The organism is Lysinibacillus sp. GW247-5R2A (assembly GCF_059424475.1).
This window is the reverse complement of the sequence record NZ_JBWKZL010000008.1, coordinates 59,946-77,658: the sequence shown is the minus strand read 5'-3', so window position 1 is coordinate 77,658 and position 17,713 is coordinate 59,946. Positions and strand designations below refer to the sequence as shown.

General features: G+C 35.3%; 18 protein-coding genes. 17 read left to right on the top strand and 1 reads right to left on the bottom strand.

Going from position 1 to position 17,713, the window contains the following annotated elements; translation table 11 throughout:
- The first annotated feature begins 235 nt into the window (after positions 1-235).
- The 10 genes from AC07YC_RS13395 (at position 236) to AC07YC_RS13350 (ending at position 10,462) form a co-directional block, all read left to right on the top strand.
- Positions 236-1,723 (top strand): peptide MFS transporter, encoded by a 1,488-nt coding sequence (locus AC07YC_RS13395; RefSeq protein ID WP_036223439.1) that lies wholly within the window; start codon positions 236-238, stop codon positions 1,721-1,723.
- A 207-nt stretch (positions 1,724-1,930) separates the two neighbouring features.
- On the top strand, positions 1,931-3,076 hold the full coding sequence (locus tag AC07YC_RS13390; RefSeq protein WP_336635560.1) for a M20 peptidase aminoacylase family protein: 1,146 nt from the start codon (positions 1,931-1,933) through the stop codon (positions 3,074-3,076).
- On the top strand, positions 3,076-3,900 hold the full coding sequence (locus tag AC07YC_RS13385; RefSeq protein ID WP_336635559.1) for a GNAT family N-acetyltransferase: 825 nt from the start codon (positions 3,076-3,078) through the stop codon (positions 3,898-3,900). Before AC07YC_RS13390 ends, AC07YC_RS13385 begins: the two co-directional genes overlap by 1 nt.
- 21 nt (positions 3,901-3,921) lie before the next feature.
- On the top strand, positions 3,922-5,028 hold the full coding sequence (gene menC, locus AC07YC_RS13380; protein ID WP_494919625.1) for an o-succinylbenzoate synthase: 1,107 nt from the start codon (positions 3,922-3,924) through the stop codon (positions 5,026-5,028).
- A gap of 40 nt (positions 5,029-5,068) precedes the next feature.
- The gene (locus tag AC07YC_RS13375; RefSeq protein WP_494919624.1) at positions 5,069-6,121 is read left to right on the top strand and encodes a YkvI family membrane protein; all 1,053 of its coding nucleotides are present in this window, start codon (positions 5,069-5,071) and stop codon (positions 6,119-6,121) included.
- Positions 6,122-6,406: 285 nt separating this feature from the next.
- Entirely contained in the window at positions 6,407-7,357 is a 951-nt protein-coding gene (locus AC07YC_RS13370) for an ABC transporter permease (RefSeq protein WP_025117536.1), read from the top strand.
- Positions 7,350-8,303 (top strand): iron chelate uptake ABC transporter family permease subunit, encoded by a 954-nt coding sequence (locus AC07YC_RS13365; protein ID WP_494919623.1) that lies wholly within the window; start codon positions 7,350-7,352, stop codon positions 8,301-8,303. Before AC07YC_RS13370 ends, AC07YC_RS13365 begins: the two co-directional genes overlap by 8 nt.
- A complete protein-coding gene (locus tag AC07YC_RS13360; RefSeq protein WP_336635556.1) occupies positions 8,300-9,061 on the top strand; it encodes an iron ABC transporter ATP-binding protein in 762 nt (253 codons plus the stop codon). Before AC07YC_RS13365 ends, AC07YC_RS13360 begins: the two co-directional genes overlap by 4 nt.
- Before the next feature lie 65 nt (positions 9,062-9,126).
- The gene (locus tag AC07YC_RS13355; RefSeq protein WP_336635555.1) at positions 9,127-10,146 is read left to right on the top strand and encodes a siderophore ABC transporter substrate-binding protein; all 1,020 of its coding nucleotides are present in this window, start codon (positions 9,127-9,129) and stop codon (positions 10,144-10,146) included.
- A 1-nt stretch (position 10,147) separates the two neighbouring features.
- Positions 10,148-10,462 (top strand): antibiotic biosynthesis monooxygenase family protein, encoded by a 315-nt coding sequence (locus AC07YC_RS13350; protein ID WP_008175171.1) that lies wholly within the window; start codon positions 10,148-10,150, stop codon positions 10,460-10,462.
- Between the two features lie 104 nt (positions 10,463-10,566).
- On the opposite strand, the gene AC07YC_RS13345 is transcribed toward AC07YC_RS13350, so the two are convergent.
- The gene (locus AC07YC_RS13345; RefSeq protein ID WP_494919622.1) at positions 10,567-11,106 is read right to left on the bottom strand and encodes a hypothetical protein; all 540 of its coding nucleotides are present in this window, start codon (positions 11,104-11,106) and stop codon (positions 10,567-10,569) included.
- 338 nt (positions 11,107-11,444) lie between these two features.
- On the opposite strand from AC07YC_RS13345, the gene AC07YC_RS13340 reads away from it, so the two are divergent.
- From AC07YC_RS13340 to AC07YC_RS13310, 7 genes are all read left to right on the top strand, one after another.
- Positions 11,445-12,347 (top strand): polyprenyl synthetase family protein, encoded by a 903-nt coding sequence (locus tag AC07YC_RS13340; RefSeq protein WP_336635553.1) that lies wholly within the window; start codon positions 11,445-11,447, stop codon positions 12,345-12,347.
- Between the two features lie 14 nt (positions 12,348-12,361).
- A complete protein-coding gene (comX, locus tag AC07YC_RS13335; protein ID WP_008175167.1) occupies positions 12,362-12,520 on the top strand; it encodes a competence pheromone ComX in 159 nt (52 codons plus the stop codon).
- Positions 12,521-12,591: 71 nt separating this feature from the next.
- Positions 12,592-14,814 carry a sensor histidine kinase gene (locus tag AC07YC_RS13330; RefSeq protein WP_494919621.1) on the top strand — a complete coding sequence of 741 codons (2,223 nt, stop codon included), beginning with the start codon at positions 12,592-12,594 and terminating at the stop codon, positions 14,812-14,814.
- On the top strand, positions 14,807-15,295 hold the full coding sequence (locus AC07YC_RS13325) for a response regulator (protein ID WP_494919620.1): 489 nt from the start codon (positions 14,807-14,809) through the stop codon (positions 15,293-15,295). The genes AC07YC_RS13330 and AC07YC_RS13325 overlap by 8 nt, the downstream gene beginning before the upstream one ends.
- Positions 15,296-15,822: 527 nt before the next feature.
- Positions 15,823-16,722, top strand: a complete 900-nt coding sequence (locus AC07YC_RS13320) for a hypothetical protein (RefSeq protein WP_494919619.1) — start codon at positions 15,823-15,825, stop codon at positions 16,720-16,722.
- Between the two features lie 26 nt (positions 16,723-16,748).
- On the top strand, positions 16,749-16,877 hold the full coding sequence (locus AC07YC_RS13315) for a hypothetical protein (RefSeq protein WP_494919618.1): 129 nt from the start codon (positions 16,749-16,751) through the stop codon (positions 16,875-16,877).
- Positions 16,878-16,960: 83 nt separating this feature from the next.
- Entirely contained in the window at positions 16,961-17,569 is a 609-nt protein-coding gene (locus tag AC07YC_RS13310; protein WP_494919617.1) for a phosphatase PAP2 family protein, read from the top strand.
- Positions 17,570-17,713 lie beyond the last annotated feature (144 nt).

Genomic DNA, 17,713 nt, shown 5'->3' with positions numbered 1-17,713 from the left:
AGAAAACAAGTTTGCACTATGGAAGTGTGAGAAAACTTAGATATATCAAAGGATTTAATAATTATTAAAACGAACAGTCAGAATTTAAAGAAAAATGATAAATTTTCAACATTTTTTAAAACTCTTGCTAAAGTTAAAAAAACGCTTTAGTATGATGAAACACAGTTTTTTAATCCTTATTTTAGGGTAATAATGTTTTTTCAAGAGAATATTTTTAATTGGGAGAGGGTATTGTATGTCTAGTAAAGATGAAGTTGTAAAATCTGTCCCTCAAAATGGCTTTGTTGGACACCCTAAAGGGCTCTTTACTTTGTTTTTCACAGAATTTTGGGAACGTTTCTCGTATTATGGTATGCGAGCAATTCTCATCTTCTTTATGTATTACGAATTGAATCAGGGTGGTTTAGGTCTAGACCGCGGAACAGCGAACTCTATTATGGCCATTTATGGTTCCCTCGTTTATATGTCAGGTATTATCGGTGGATGGATTGCTGACCGAGTATTAGGGACACGTAGAACTATTTTTTATGGTGGCGTGTTAATTATGATTGGTCACTTATTGCTAGCACTGCCTGGCGGTGTAACGATGCTATTTGCTTCAATGGCATTTATCGTAATGGGGACTGGCTTATTAAAACCAAACGTTTCAAGTATTGTTGGGGATATTTACGCTGAAACAGATAGCCGTCGTGATGCAGGCTTCTCTATTTTCTATATGGGTATTAATATGGGGGCATTCATTGCACCATTTATTGTCGGAACAATTGGACAAAAATATAGCTTCCACCTAGGCTTTGGTTTAGCTGGTTTAGGGATGTTCGTTGGGTTAATCGTTTATAAATTGACAGAGAAAAAATACTTAGGCTTAGCGGGTTTACAAGTTAATAACCCATTAAAGCCTGAAGAACGTAAAAAAGTCTTTACGCAATTTGGTATTATTGCTTTACTGATTATTATTCTTGGTGCTATTGGCATTAAAACGGGTACTTTAACAATGAATGTATTCAGTTTAATCATTACAGCTCTAGGTGTGATAATTCCAACAGTCTTCTTTATTTATATGTATCGTAGTAAGAAGACAACAAAAGATGAAAAATCTCGACTTCTTGCCTATATTCCATTATTCTTGTCAGCCGTTATGTTCTGGGCGATTCAAGAACAAGGGGCAACAATTCTGGCTACGTATGCAGACGAACGTACACAACTAAGTATTGGTAGCATTCAGCTTCAATCTTCGTGGTTCCAGTCATTAAACCCGCTATTTGTTATAACAATGGCACCATTATTTGCAATGTTATGGCTTAAATGGGGAGACAAGCAGCCAACTACACCACGTAAGTTTTCTTACGCCTTATTCTTTGCAGGTTTATCATTCCTTGTCATGATGATTCCGGCACATTTATCTGGCGGGGAAACATTAGTTAGTCCTTGGTGGTTAGTACTGTCATTCTTCCTAGTAGTTGTAGGTGAATTATTATTATCACCAGTTGGTTTATCTGCTACGACGAAATTGGCACCACAAGCATTCGCTGCACAAACAATGTCTTTATGGTTTTTAACAAGTGCGGCAGCACAAGCAATAAATGCGCAGTTAGTAAAGGTTTATGAGGTTGTAAGCGAATTCACATACTTTGGCTTCTTAGGATCGCTTTCAATAGTCATTGGTATATTATTGTTAGTTTTATCGCCGATTATTTCAAAGGCGATGAAAGGTATTAACTAAATTAAAGATGTAAATATAGTCCGACTAATGGGCTCTATTTACATCTTTTTTTGTTATCTAAATAAATGTCTATTTATGAAGTCTAGCGCGAAATATATTATCTTAAGCAGTAATTTTATTGAGTATGGGTATAAGTTTCTATGTAGAAGATCATTATTTTCGCTATAATAATCATAATTATAAGAAAATTTTAAGGGGTTGGATGTTATGAAAGAAGAATTGGACCGTTTGAGGTCAAGATTAATGGAGATTTTTACGTATTTACACGCCAATCCGGAAATTAGCTGGCATGAGGTAGAAACAACTAATTATATAGTAGATTTATTAACTGAAGAAGGATTTTCGCCAATTCGCTTTAAAAATTCTACAGGTCTTTATGTAGATGTGGGTCATGGTAGTCCTAAAGTAGGTTTACGAACAGATATAGACGCATTATGGCAGGAGGTTGATGGCCATTTCCGTGCCAATCATTCCTGTGGGCATGATGGACATATGACAATGGCAATTGGTGCACTCTTATTATTAAAAGAACAACAGCCATCATTTAATGGCACAATCCGTGTCATTTTCCAACCGGCTGAAGAAAAAGGGACAGGAGCATTAGCGGTCTTAGAAGAAGGGGTAATTGATGAGCTCGACTATTTATTTGGAGTTCATGTAAGACCAGTCCATGAGCTAGAGGATGGTACGTATTGTGCTGCCTTGTATCATGGTGCCTCTCGTTTACTTGAAGGGGAGATTATTGGGGAAGATGCACATGCTGCAAGGCCACACCTTGGCATTAATGCAATCGAAGTAGGGGCTACCATCATTGAAGATTTACGAACCATCCATACCGATCCAATGGTACCTGTTTCGGTGAAGATGACAAAGTTTCATGCAGGGGGAGAATCAGGCAATATTATACCTGGTAATGCCTCATTTACGATTGATATTCGAGCCCAACAAAATAATGTTATGGACGATTTAGCGCAAGGGGTCAAACGTGTTATTGATTCCTCTAAGCTATTGCATAAGGTGCAGATTGAATTACGTACTGTTGCCAATATAGTAGCCGCAGAAGTTGATACGAGTGCACAATATATTATGGAACAAGCAATTATACAAGCTGCCGGATTATCAAATTTAAGAAAGCCGGTACACACACCTGGTGGAGAGGATTTTCATCATTATGCGGTAAAACGACCACACTTAAAAACAACAATGTTGGGCTTAGGGTGTGGGTTATCACCAGGGTTACACCATCCGAAAATGAGGTTTAAACAAGCAAGACTTGTTACTGGTGTGGAGATTCTTACGAGAGCAGTCTTGTTAGCATTAAAATCAACGGATACAAAGGAGGCGTCAGCATAATGTTAGAGCAAGTGCATATTCGCAAAGTAATGACACCTATAGAAATTGCAGAGGTCCAAAAGTTGAATGCTGAAATATGGGGAAGCCAAGCAATTCCCTCTCACCAATTACTAGCAGTTGTACAAAATGGCGGATTAGTTTTAGGTGCTTATTTAGAAGAAAGGCTAATTGGCTTCAACTATTGCTTTGTAGGTTCTCATGATAGAGAAATATACTTACATTCACACATGATTGGTGTGAAAAAAGCATATCGTGAACAAGGTGTAGGTGAGCTATTAAAGCATGCTCAGCAAGAATACGCAAAAGAAAATGGATTTCAGCTGGTTCGTTGGTTATTTGAGCCTCTAGAGGTGAGCTTAGCAAATTTAGCATTTTTAAAGCTAAATGCTATGAGCTATCAATACGAAAATGATTATTACGGCGCTCTTCAAGATGACTTTAATGAAGGATTACCATCAGATAGGCTAGTTGTAGAGTGGTGGATAGAGCGTGAACAAATGGCCGATAGCATTGACGAACTAGAAGAAATCGCAGATGAAATCGTACCGTGGACACTAACTGTCGATGGCTTGCCTGTCCTAGACATAGATAATACATTTCAAATAGAGCAATCCTTTCATCGGGATGCCTATCTATTACCGATTCCTCAAAATTTGCAGAAGGTGAAAGTTGAAAGTCCTAAACTAGCTGAGGACTGGCGCTATAAAATTAGAAAGATCTTAACTACATTGTTCAATCAAGACTATGCCATTGTACGCGTCAAGAAGCATCCGGAATATGTCCATAGCTATCTGTTAGTCAGACGCTCCTTATTAGCCTTATAATTATAATAGGGAGTGAAGTTTGTGAAAATAGAAAAGATAACGTTAAGACATATTAAAATGCCGATGAAAGCACCATTTACAACAAGCTTTGGCACAATTGATGAAAAGGAACTGTTATTAATAGAAGCGCAAGATGAATCTGGGATTACTGGATGGGGAGAAACGGTAGCTTTTGTAGCGCCTTGGTATACAGAGGAGACTTTAAAGACGACGTGGCATATGCTGAAAGATTTTCTAATACCCATCTTGCTACATAAAGAGATGGGGCACCCAGATGAGGTGACTACAATGTTTGCTCCTATTCGCAGAAATTGCATGGCGAAAGCTTCAGTAGAAGGTGCAATATGGGATATTTATTCCCAGCAAACAAAGCAATCACTCGCAAGAGCTTTAGGTGGGCAAAAACAACGTATTGAGGTTGGGGTCAGCGTTGGTATTCAAGCTTCAACAGCTCAATTAATAGAAGTAATAAAAGACCATATGGAAAAGGGCTACAAAAGGGTGAAAGTGAAAATTAAGCCTGGCTATGATGTAGAAGTGGTGCGTGCAATCCGTGCAGAGCTACCGGAACTACCTTTAATGGTCGATGCAAACTCAGCTTATACGTTGGATGATATCGCCATATTACAGCAGCTTGATGATTACAACTTATTAATGATCGAACAGCCATTAGCTACTGATGATATTGTGGATCATGCAACCCTACAGAAAAACATAAAAACACCAATCTGCTTAGATGAAAGTATCACATCGCTTGAAGATGCTCGTAAAGCAATTGAGCTAGGGAGCTGTGGTGTCATCAATATTAAAATTGGACGAGTTGGCGGTTTAACAGAGGCGAAACGGATTCATGACCTCTGTAAGGAGAATCAAATTCCAGTTTGGTGTGGAGGAATGTTAGAGGCAGGAATCGGACGAGCACATAATATTGCCTTAACTTCGCTTAGCCATTTTGTGTTGCCTGGAGATACTGCTGGGTCTAGTCATTATTGGTATGTGGATATTATTAATCCAGAAGTCATCGTCAAAAATGGATACATTGATGTACCTCAAGAAATCGGAATTGGCTATACAATTAATAAGGCTGTTATTGATAAGCTAACGATTAGCAAAGAGGTCTATCGATAAAAATCATTTACGATAAAGGAAAAAACGAGGAGAGAACTGATTGAAAAAAAGCTTGCAAATCGGCGGTGCCTATGTAGGAATTATCGTTGGTGCAGGATTTGCATCTGGACAGGAAATTGTCCTCTATTTTACAAGCTATGGCTTTAAAGGGGTTTATGGTGCCCTATTAGCCATGGTTGGTTTCTCTATTGTTGGTATGTGTGTAGCCCAGGTTAGCTCAAGACTACGCACTGCATCTCATAAGGATTTGATTTATCAGATTTCTGGTAATGCTGTTGGTCTTATTTTGGATTATTTATTATCACTGTTTTTATTTGGCGTGGCTGTTATTATGTTTGCGGGTGCGGGTGCAACATTGCAGCAAATGTTTGGACTACCTATTTGGCTAGGTAGTATAAGTATGATACTGCTAACTATAGCCACCGTGATGATGGATGTTAAAAGTATTATTAATATTATTGCACTAGCAACTCCGTACTTATTAGCGATAGTTTCTATTATTGCTATCTATGCCATTGCAACGATGGATCTTACCTTTGTCGAACAGGCGGTAATTGCCCAGCAGGCGCAAATAAGCTCTAAAAGCTGGTGGGTGACTGCTTTGTTATATATGTCATTTAATATTGGAGTAAGTTTTTCATTATTAACGGTGATGTGTGGCTCGGTGCGCAATGATAAAATAGCTGGAATGGGGGGCATTATTGGCGGAATTCTATTAGGCGCTTTAATTCTGCTTATTAATTTTTCTCTTCTTGCAAAAATGAACGTTGTTATAGGACTAGATATTCCTATGCTAGCATTAGCAAATGAAATTCATCCATTAGTTGGGCTATTAATGACTTTTTCTCTATTAGGGATGATTTATAATACGGCAGTAGGGATGCTCTATTCATTTATGGTAAGATTCTTTAAGCCTGATAGACCTAGCTTTAAAGTAGCGGTTATTTTTATAGGAGTTTTAGGCTTTTTAGCAAGTCTAGCAGGATTTACGACGCTTGTAGCTAAGCTCTATGCAGTCATGGGCTATGTAGGTTTGGTATTAATTATATTCATTATTTCAGCATGGTTTAGAATAGGGAGACGAATCCTATAACGATTAAAAATGGTAATTGAGACGCGGAGGTGTTCTCAATTACCATTTTGTTTGGATAAAAAAATTGTAGAAATAGTGAATTATTTAAAGTTTGAAATTTGCCGAAAATACTAATATTTCATTAATTAGACACGTTTTTTAGTTCCTTTAAAATAAACCGAGAATAATTCTCATTTACAGGTTGACTGAGAATGAAAACATGACTATAATGGAAATCGTGAGTAATGATAATCATTTTCAATACACATTCATTACACACAAAATTGAAATCTACCGGGGATTACTATGAAAATAAGATATCTTTTAACAGCAACTGTTGTGTTGTCTATAGTATCGCTATTTATCGGAGTAGTAGATATTAAACCAAGTGATCTATTAGACTTCCAATCAGAAGAAACTAGACTATTTTTAATTAGTCGTGTACCTAGACTTGTTGCTATTTTGCTAGCAGGTGCAGGTATGAGTATTGCTGGTTTAATTATGCAAAGCTTAAGTAGGAATAAGTTCGTATCACCAACGACAGCAGGTACTTTAGATGCCACTCGACTGGGTGTATTGATTTCCATGATGTTTTTCACAAATGTCACGTATTTCCAAAAAATTTCCTTCGCTTTCATATTTGCTTTAGCCGGCACATTATTATTTATGCAAATATTAAATCGAATTAAGTTTAAAGATGCGATTTTTATACCGCTTATTGGCTTAATGTATGGTAATATTCTGTCTTCCGTAACAACGTTCTTTGCTTATAAGGCAAATATTATCCAAAACATTTCTGCATGGTTACAAGGAGATTTCTCATTAATCATGAAAGGCCGTTATGAACTGTTATACATAAGTGTACCAGTACTTATTTTAGCTTATATTTATGCCAATCGTTTTACAGTAGCCGGTATGGGTGAGGATTTTGCTAAAAATCTTGGTCTATCCTATAAGTTTGTGGTGAATTTAGGCTTAGTATTGGTGGCTCTTATCTCCACAACAGTGGTGCTAACAGTCGGTGTCATTCCATTCCTTGGCTTGATCATACCGAATATTATTTCACTGTTTAAAGGTGATAATTTGGCAAAAACATTGCCGCATACAGCATTACTTGGTATGTCATTCTTATTATTCTGCGATATTTTAGGACGCGTACTGATTTTCCCTTATGAGATACCAATTAGTATGACTGTTGGTGTAATTGGAAGTGCCATCTTCCTAGTCATGTTGTTTAGGGGGAGAGCATATGCGTAATCGTACAAGAATGTTCATTTTACTGGGTCTTGCCGTGATAGCTATCTTATTGTATCTGTTTTGGGAGTTAAATGGGAATTATCACTATGCTTTTCCGAGACGTGTCATAAAAGTTATAGCGATGGCGCTAACGGGTATAGCTATTGCCTATTCAACAGTGGTTTTCCAAACCATTACCCATAATCGGATTTTAACGCCAAGTGTCATGGGATTAGATGCTTTGTATATGTTGATTCAAACATGTATCTACTTTTTCTTTGGCTCTACATCTATTTTAGTTATCAATATTTACTATAATTTTACCCTTGCTATTGTCTCAATGATTGTTTTCGCTTTAATTTTTTATCGAGTTTTATTTAAAGAAGGAAAGCGACCAATATATTTCTTACTACTTGTTGGTATGATTGTCGGTACGTTTTTAGGAAGTATCACAACATTCTTCCAAGTATTGATCGATCCTAATGAATTTTTAGGCTTACAAAGTAAAATGTTTGCAAGTTTTAACAATGTTAATTCAGATTTAGTTTGGCTTGCTGGTGTAATTATTTTACTAACGTTTATATATGGTTGGCGTCATATGAATCAATTAGATGTCATGTCTTTAGGGCGAGATACAGCAATTAATTTAGGTGTACCATACGATAAGCTGGTACAACGCATGCTAATTTTAGCCTCTATCTTGATTTCCGTTTCGACAGCGCTAGTTGGGCCCATTACATTCTTTGGATTAATCGTTGCGAATTTATCGTATCAGTATTTTAAAACATACAAGCACTCTATCTTAATTGCTGGTTCTTGTGTAATGAGTATTATTGCTTTAATCGGTGGGCAGTGGATGGTTGAACGAGTATTCACTTTCAGTACTACACTAAGCGTCATTATTAATTTCGTGGGTGGAGTATACTTCATCTACTTATTATTAAGAGAAAGTAGGTCAGCAGGATGATACAAGTCAAAGAAATTACGAAGTTTTTCGGGAAAAAACCTGTCGTTCAAGATGTAAGTGTTGACATTGTTTCAGGGAAAATAACGTCTTTTATTGGACCCAATGGTGCAGGAAAGTCCACGCTACTTTCGATGGTGAGCCGTTTGCTGAATGCAGATACTGGTGAGGTACTACTCGACAAAGCAGATGTAAGACGCTGGAAATCAGATGATTTCGCCAAGCGCGTATCCATATTAAAGCAGTCTAACTTTATGAATGTCCGCTTAACGATTCGTGAGCTTGTATCCTTTGGTCGTTTCCCTTATTCAAAAGGAAATTTAAAACCCGAAGATGAAGAAAAAGTGGATGAAGCTATTCAATATATGAATTTAGAAGATATTCAACATAGTTACTTAGATGAATTATCAGGCGGTCAACGTCAGCGGGCTTTTATTGCAATGGTTATTGCTCAGGATACAGAATACATCTTACTGGACGAGCCATTGAATAATTTAGATATGAAACATTCTGTTCAGATTATGAAGATTTTACGTAAGCTAGTGGATGAGTTAGGGAAAACAGTTGTAATTGTACTGCATGACATTAATTTTGCATCAGTATACTCAGATAATATTGTTGCATTAAAAGATGGCCGTGTTGTGAAAAACGGTTCTACCAACGATATTATTAACTCGGACGCGCTGAAGGAAATCTATGATATGGATATCCCTGTTCAAGAGCAGGATGGCTGCCGAATTTGTGTTTATTTTAATTCTTAGAAATAGTAACAGATGGTTTAACCATCCATTAACTATAAAATAAATTTTAAAGGAGAATTTTTAAAATGAAAAAATGGAAATTACTAACAGTATTAATGGCGATGATGCTATTAGTTTTAGCTGCTTGCGGTTCAAAAGACGAAGCAAAAGAAGAAGATAAAGGTACGTCAACTGACAAGCCGGCAGAAGAACAAAACGAGGCGTCTTCAGCATATCCACTAACTATTCCAGGTAGCACAATTGAAGGTCGCGATGGTAATACTACGTTTGAAGAAGTAAAGCTTGATAAGATCCCAGAAAAAGTTGTCGTTTTTGATAATGGTTTCCTAGATACTCTAGATGCACTAGGTGTTAATCCTACTGCAGTAGTACAAGATTCATTACCATCCTACTTAAGCAAATATAAAGATAGCACTTATGTAAATGCTGGTACTTTATTCGAGCCTGATTATGAAAAATTATCTGAAATCAACCCAGATATTATTTTCATCTCTGGTCGTGCGTCAGCAGCATATGCTGAGTTATCTAAAATTGCACCAACAGTTTACATTGGTGTAGATAACAAAAACTTCTTAGAATCATTCAAAGCTAATACAGAATTAGCTGGTAAAATCTTTGGTAAAGAAAAAGAAGCAGCAGATGCAATCGCTGCATATGAAGCAAAAGTTGAAGAAGTAAAAGGCAAAGCAACTGCATCAGAAGAGAAAGCTTTAATCGTATTAGGTAGTGAAGGCGCATTATCAGCATATGGTTCTGGTTCACGTTTCGGTGTTATTCATGATGTATTTGGTGTGAAAGCTGCTGATGAGAAAGTTAAAGTTGGCACACATGGTGATAATGTAAGTTTTGAGTATGTTCGTGATACAAACCCTGATATTCTATTTGTAGTTGACCGTGACGCTGTTGTAAATGAAAACGGTGAATCAGGTACAAAGGCTGCAATTGAAAACGAAATCGTAAGTGCAACAAACGCTGTAAAAAACGGTAAAGTATTCTACTTAGATCCAGAAGTTTGGTACCTTTCAGGTGGCGGTTTACAATCTGAAACGTTAAAAGTTGAAGATGTATTAAAGGCGTTTAACTAATATGTTTGTACAAATTAAACGTATCGTTGTGACGGAAGGGAATTCGGATAAAGTGGTGGAACGTTTTGGTGCTAATCCAAACGGACCATCATTACTTGAACAACAACCTGGTTTCATTGATAAACAGGTACTTGTCAAGAAAGTTCGCCGTGGTGATGAGGAAGTGCTAGTGATGGTTCGTTGGGAATCAGAAGAAGCATGGAAGAATTGGGAGAAGAGCCCTGAGCATATTGCTGGTCATAAGGCAAGCGCAGGTAAGCCAAAGCCTGATCATATCATTGAAAGCGGACAAGAAGTATATTATGTAAAAGGTTAATAGCCTGGAGGTGTCTCAAGCAATTGAGGCACCTTTTTATTGTACATAAAAAAGCAGATAACAATGGAACGAAAAGGGATGCCATTGCTATCTGCTTATTCAAACTAATGGGTAATCGGTGTTTTTATTGAACTACAAAATGTAGCATCCATATTAAAGGAAATGGTGCTTTCATTAATGGAGAGCCCAGAGATGCTAGTATTTTCATCTAGCTTATGAGTAATAGATGATTCTGTCACCGCGGTCAGTCCTCTAGCATTAATAATTGTGTAGTTTGCTGTCATGTAAACAGTAGATGACGCTATATTTAATCCAAAGGTTAATGGATTGACGGATGGCATACTAGATAGGTTGTCATTCGAAATTTTAATAATGCCATATTGCTGAATATAGTAATCTCTTTTTTGCTGAAATGTATCTTCAAATCCAGGAACATCACTAATTAAGTTTGAAAAGGTTGAAAGCTTTTTGTAGACCTTTAAGGTTTCTTGATAAGCTTTTAACTCAGACTGAATAATAATCTGTTCAATTCGTAGTTGCTCCTCTGTAGGCTTTTTAAGTGTAATTTCTTCAGCTGAGACAGAGATATTACATGAAAAAGTAGCCGTAAGTATGAAAACAGTTTCGTTAAATCCATTTTTCATTTTAAAACACTCCCAGTACAAAAAAATTCATGTTCATCAATCTATCAGGACATTGAGAAAATCAATTTATATTACTATAAGCGTAACATCTGTTATAACGCCATTTCAATGGTGAGTTTACGCCAATTTTATGGCGGTACATAGTTCTCTACCGCCATATTATAACTATGATTTAACAAAATAATGGCGTGGTTTGTATAATTAACGCCACTTTTTGGCGGGATACTTCTTTATATAAGAAACTATGGGATTATATGTATAAAATATTGACACTGCTAGTATTAATTCCCATTAATATATATAATATTTATTAATATATCGGGAGGGAGAGAGGACTATTGAACGGGTTGGATGAGTGTATTAATAAATCATTAGACATTCTTATTGAAAATGAAACATTTCTTGATCATGAGCTAAAATTGCTGTTTAAAAGCTTTAAAGAAGAAAAAATAGAAGTAGGTTTTTCTTTCGGTAAATTATGCTATTGGCACTATGAGGCGTTTTCAGATAGTGTAAATGACGACATTTACAAAATCGCTGCAGCGGTTGAACTCTTAATACTGTCTTTTGATATTATTGATGATCTTCAAGATAAGGATTCAGATAATAGTTGGAGCAGGACGCCAGAACTTTCTTTAAATGTTGCTCTAGCTATGCTGATTATGGCTTCAAAAACAATTAATGAAACTTCCTTTGAACATAAAAGAGCTGCTATAACAATACTTGAGGAATGCGCATTAAAAAGTATTAGTGGTCAGCAATTGGACTTATTAAATAATTGCCGGGATGAAGATTCTTATGTACACATGATTACACTTAAATCTGGTTCCTTAACAGCGATGAGTTGCTTGATAGGAGAGGTTCTTGCTAAAGGAGAAGTATCCAAGGAAGTAGAGACTTATGGAAAGTACATAGGCATTATCCAACAAATTAAAAATGATATCCAAAGTTTGAAAGCATGGGGACCTAAAAATGACCTACTAAATAAAAGATTCTCCTTGCCGATTATTTATCTTTTATCACAGAAAAATGATGTTTCAAAATCTGTAGCTGACTATTATAATGATGATATAGTTACAATTTTGGACCATAAAGAAGCAGAAAATGAGTTGACAAATGGCGGAGCAATACGCTATGCAGTTACTGTGAAAAATGTCTATAAATTGAAGGCAATAAATGATCTTGAAAATATAGAATTAAATGATTTAGCTAAAGACTACCTACAAAAATTAATAAAGTGATGAGGAGCGATTGGATGATTAATGTAATTCAGTACTTAGAAAAAAACCCAAGCCTAGTTGCATTATTAAAAGAACAAAGAGCCTCATTAATTGGAATTTCATCTATAGAACAAATGGCAATTTTAGAAGCATTTATTGATGAAATGAATATAGAAAGTGAAATTTGGAACTAAAAACTTTGCGTAACAAGTTTTTTTGGCCCGCTATAGTTCTTTATGTAGTGTTAGGTTTATATTTAAATTTTGTGAATTATAGCGCGCCATATATTGAAATTGGGGTAGAAGAAAAAGAGGGTAAATGGCTAGTATCTCAACTATATTATAAAGATTGGGCTAAGGGGCAGAATATATCCATTGGTGATACTGTTTTAAACGTAGATGATGGCCCAATTGCCGAACTAAATCAATTGAAATATAAATCAAAAATACTATCTGCGAATGACCTTACAATTATGAAGCCAGATGGGAAAATAATAAATATACATATTAAACATTTAGATATTCCTCAACAATTTTTTTATGTATTAATAGTTCCAGCTTGCTATTATTTATTAACGTTATTTGTTGCTTTTTATTTATATTTCAAGCAAAGAAATACTAGGTTAACAGATTTACTCATTCTTTTTATATTAGCTGTCTCGCTAGCTTATGTAAGTAGTGGAGTTTCGGGTAGGTTAGACGGGATAGGGATTATTGTAAATCGTACTACTATGCTATTATGTTTAGTGATTTTATTACATTTTTTAAGAAATTATTTTGCATTTATGAAAACAAAATGGATGTTTACGAATAATATCCGGCTCTTTTATTTAATGCCTTTGATTGGTTTTATATTGGCTTGTATTGGCACTGTTTTCCCTGCTTCTAATGATATACTTTCGAATATTGTATTATTTATGTTCCTTATTTTGCTTATTATTATCCTAGGTATTTTATTAATAAGCTATTTCAAATATAGCTCACCTCAGTTGAAAATTTTATTAAGTAGTATAATGATTCCGTTCTTACCATTTCTATTTTTATATGTACTTCCAAAAATCCTTTTTCATACGTATATCCTTTCATCTGAGATTAGCTCCTTATTTTTATTACTGATACCTTTTAGCTTTATATTTACACAATTAGCGGAACGATTATTTGATATCGAGTATCATATTACTAGATTGCGCTACTATGTTATTTTTTCTTTACTATTTACCTTATGGTTCACAGTTGGCTTGTATTTCATTGCCGGTCAATATTTAAGAATCACTGTCATGTCAGGCGTGTCCTTCTTTACATTTTCCTCGTTAGTCATACTCTTTTATGTAAAAGAAAAAGTTGACTATCGCAAGAGGAAAATATTATTTTCAACAAAAGGTGATTACATCCATCAACTGTACACGGCTGTCGATAAAATAGGGAAAACTATTAAAATGGATGAACTTTTAGAGAAATTCGCATATGAGGTTTCTGTCCATTTGGAGCTAGAGGATGTTTTTGTTTTAACTTATAACTATGATACGAATGAATTCCTTACAAATAATGGGGAAAGAATTTTAATCCATCCTGACACAATGGATGATATAAGGTTAGGAGAAATACGTAAGATTGATAAAATTTATTTAGCATTTCTCCATCAGGATGTACATTATAAACGAGCATTAGTGCTGGGGCATAACAATACCATTCATTTAAAAGATGAGGAGCTACTATGGCTCGAATTGCTTCTACTGTATGTAAATAATTTTATTGAAAATACGAAGATGGTGGAAGAACTATTAGAGGAATTGAAGCATATGAAGCAAGCTGATGACGGCCAATTGCCGTGGCTTAATAAGCTGTTATGGTTGAGATTCGAAGAAGAAAAATACCAGTTAGCCCAAGAGCTACACGACACCAATTTGCAGGAACAACTTCATATTGCAAGAGAGGTGGATGTCCTTGTTAATGCAAAGGATACAACAGACATTCAGGAGAAGCTTGCAAAAATTCATAAGCAAATGGTTGACTCTCTACATGAATTACGATCATACTGTGAGAATTTAAAGCCTCCATTACTGGATACATTAGGTTTAAACGCTGCATTAGAAAAGTTAATTCGGAAGGTTCAAGAAAGAGCTAATTTTGTTCTAATTTATTCAATAGATCGTCTGTATTTAGAAGATGAGCGTATGAATTTAATGATTTATCGATTATTCCAAGAGGTACTGAATAACGCCTTAAAACATTCTTATGCAACAGCTGTTGAAATCCATCTAAAGGAAATGAATGATGGTTTTGAAATCATTTATAGTGACGATGGTGTTGGGTGTCATGTAGAGGATATTATCGTAGCAGAGTCAATGGGCATCCGAGGTATGCAGGAGCGTGTAAAAGCCTTTAATGGTCATTTTTATATTGACTCACAACTAAACCAAGGGATGTCTATTAGAATAGCAGTTAAAGAAGGGAGTGAAACACATGATTACCATGCTCATAGTGGATGATCACCCTATAGTTTTAGAGGGAACTAAAAATTTATTTCACGAAAATGAAGATATTATAATTGATACTGAAAGTGATGCCACATGTGTTATACAAAGGATAAAAAATAAACCATATGCTATTTACCTGATTGATATTAACATGCCATTGGAAAATGGTATTAATTTAGCCCGTCATATTAAATCTATTCAGTCGGATGCTTCCGTTATCCTTTATACAGGAGACGATATAACGGATTATTATCCTCTTATATTAGAGAGAAAAATAGAAGGCATTTTAGCGAAAACGGCTTCTAAGGAGCAAATCATACGGACAGTCAGAGCGATTGCAAATGGTGAATTTGTTCTACCGAAAAATTTCTTAGATTTTCTGGATGATAAATTTAAATTGCAAAGTGCTAAAGATATTCATTTAAATGAAAAAGAAAAGAAAATTTTAAGACTGATTGCAGAAGGTCATACAAATAAAGCCATTGCTATTTAGTTGAATATTCCTCAGCGAACTACTGAGAGATATTTAACACAACTCTTTTCTTTGCTAAATGTAGATTCAAGAACAGAGGCTGTCAATCTTGCTGAAAGAATGAATTTACTCTAAAGAAATTCCATGCTATACTGTTGGTGTATTTTTCTATTAAAAGGTACTTTATGTCAAAAATTCTTCTCATATAATTTTATGGAAAAATGTACCGTATTATTATGCTGGATTTACTATGAAATTTTCAAACACCGCCAAAAAAGTGGCGGTGTATTTTTATGTCCGCCAAATCACGCCATATTTTCGTGTGAATCACGCCAAAAAATTGGCGTAAACCCGAAGTTGAAATATCGGTATAAGTACTGGTACGCTTAAATTACCGTGGTTAAGTAGATTTGCTATAGCGAGTAATAATACAAATGATTTTCTTTAAAATAAAGGAACCTGACTATCTATGTAAAAGGTAGATTATAGAATGGTAACTAGCAGTCAATATACTTCACCATAAAACTTTATAAAGGTAGGCGTGTATTGTGAAAGTAGAACTCGAAAATTTGTTTTCTATAGATGAATCTAGTCAAGATCAAGTGATTAACGTTTATAATCGTCATGGTATTGCTATTGGTGCGCCTGAAATTAGAAAGAGAAATTTAAAAACAAAATTTAATCCTATTTTTACATTAAATGAAGATGTGACATATGAGAAAGTAGCTGCCGTATACGAGTCATTAGAACGTGAATTTGGCATTGTCTCAATAGGAGAGCGTTTCTACTTTGAATTTTCTGATTTGGAATATGAACGGGCACCATTGTTTACTTTAAATTCAACAGGGAATTCACCCGAGATGTTTCTAGAGGATAAAGGGACCTTATTTTCTTTAAGTACTCATTGTAAAAATTGCGGACTTATGGATAAAGAGCAATTATCTCCTATAGTTATTGATACTTCACACATGAATGGACGTCATTTAGTTCATGTAAGTGGATATTGGGTAGCTACAGAGGAACTGGTAGCACTATTGAAAAATGAAAAACTAGAAGGCTTTGAATTTTTAGAGGTAATCCATCAGGGGCCTGAGCAAGGAAAACAGCCAGCTTATCAAATTATTCCTACACAAATTCTACCGTCTTGTAGTCAGGATAGAGTGAAATTATACTTTGCAACTGAACAACCTCCATGTAGCTGTGGTTTAAATGGTGTTATCAAGGGGCCAGATATTTATCATCAGGAAGATTTAGCTGCGTTAAAAGGAGATGTCTTTTACTCAGCTGAATGGAGTCATGATGGAAGATATCTTTATAAAAAAACTTTATTTAGTAAAAGATTTAGAGAAGTGATTATAAAACATGGAATCTCTCGTGAAGTAAGAGGAGAAAAAGATCGAAACTTTGGTCCAAAGGATTGGCTGTTTGATCCAGTACTCATCAAATAATTTAGATGTGGAACAGAGGTGTGTTGATGATATTTAGAAAAATTCTACCTATCGTGGCCATTTTATTCATTGTGGCATTGGTCTTCTCTAATTATTTTAACAAGCCTAATGAACAGTCCATGATTGTCACTGAAGAATGTAAAATGTATTTATAAAAATTAATGCTTCTCTCCCTCTAGTTTGGACATAATTATGTTATGATGTGAAGATCATAGCAGTATGTTTTTGAGGTGAACGTATGAAAAAATGGGCCTATCCTTTGGCAATTATTACACTAATTATTTTTATTTTTCTGAAATTTACTTTTCAAAGTGATTGGATGAATAAATTTGATGCAAAAATGGCAGATGTCTTTTTTGGCAATCAATTTATTGAAGTCTTTCATTATATAGGAGAACCTATATTTGTTGTCATTGTAGCGGTACTTTTGATTGTGTATTTAGCGTGGAAGACAAAAAATTATCGTGGCATGCTATTTGTTGTTTTAACATTTGCAGCAGGGAATGTGTTAAATCAAGCATTAAAAAAGTGGATCCAACGAGCGCGACCTGAAATTGAAGATCAATTAACATCGTATAGTTTTCCATCTGGACATGCTATGACGGGTATTCTTTATTTGTTTGCAACTGCTTATATATTAGCTGAAAATAACAGTAAAAGTCGTAAAATCCTATTATGGGTTGGGGCTACGATTCTGATGGTGCTTATAGGATTATCTCGTATAGCTGGTGCTAGACACTTTGCTACGGATGTACTTGCAGGCTGGAGTATGGGCTATACTTGGTTTATCATTTGTGTCATCTGGTATGAACGTCGCAAAAGAACATTCCAATCGAATCATAAATAGGTTGTGAGGGCAGTATCAAATTCATCGGATTTGGTACTGCTTTTTTCTGTGCAAAAGGATCAAGGAAGGGCATGAGCGATATTTACCTTGTAAAAAAGAATTGCTCTTAGGAAACTTCTGCGTTAAGATGAGTACAATAAAAAA

Bases quoted from the DNA above. Each gene is read 5' to 3' on its own strand.
- AC07YC_RS13395 (WP_036223439.1), top strand. From the start codon at position 236: ATGTCTAGTAAAGATGAAGTTGTAAAATCTGTCCCTCAAAATGGCTTT.
- AC07YC_RS13390 (WP_336635560.1), top strand. From the start codon at position 1,931: ATGAAAGAAGAATTGGACCGTTTGAGGTCAAGATTAATGGAGATTTTT.
- AC07YC_RS13385 (WP_336635559.1), top strand. From the start codon at position 3,076: ATGTTAGAGCAAGTGCATATTCGCAAAGTAATGACACCTATAGAAATT.
- AC07YC_RS13370 (WP_025117536.1), top strand. From the start codon at position 6,407: ATGAAAATAAGATATCTTTTAACAGCAACTGTTGTGTTGTCTATAGTA.
- AC07YC_RS13365 (WP_494919623.1), top strand. From the start codon at position 7,350: ATGCGTAATCGTACAAGAATGTTCATTTTACTGGGTCTTGCCGTGATA.
- AC07YC_RS13360 (WP_336635556.1), top strand. From the start codon at position 8,300: ATGATACAAGTCAAAGAAATTACGAAGTTTTTCGGGAAAAAACCTGTC.
- AC07YC_RS13355 (WP_336635555.1), top strand. From the start codon at position 9,127: ATGAAAAAATGGAAATTACTAACAGTATTAATGGCGATGATGCTATTA.
- AC07YC_RS13350 (WP_008175171.1), top strand. From the start codon at position 10,148: ATGTTTGTACAAATTAAACGTATCGTTGTGACGGAAGGGAATTCGGAT.
- AC07YC_RS13345 (WP_494919622.1), bottom strand. From the start codon at position 11,106: ATGAAAAATGGATTTAACGAAACTGTTTTCATACTTACGGCTACTTTT.
- comX (WP_008175167.1), top strand. From the start codon at position 12,362: ATGATTAATGTAATTCAGTACTTAGAAAAAAACCCAAGCCTAGTTGCA.
- AC07YC_RS13315 (WP_494919618.1), top strand. From the start codon at position 16,749: ATGATATTTAGAAAAATTCTACCTATCGTGGCCATTTTATTCATTGTG.
- AC07YC_RS13310 (WP_494919617.1), top strand. From the start codon at position 16,961: ATGAAAAAATGGGCCTATCCTTTGGCAATTATTACACTAATTATTTTT.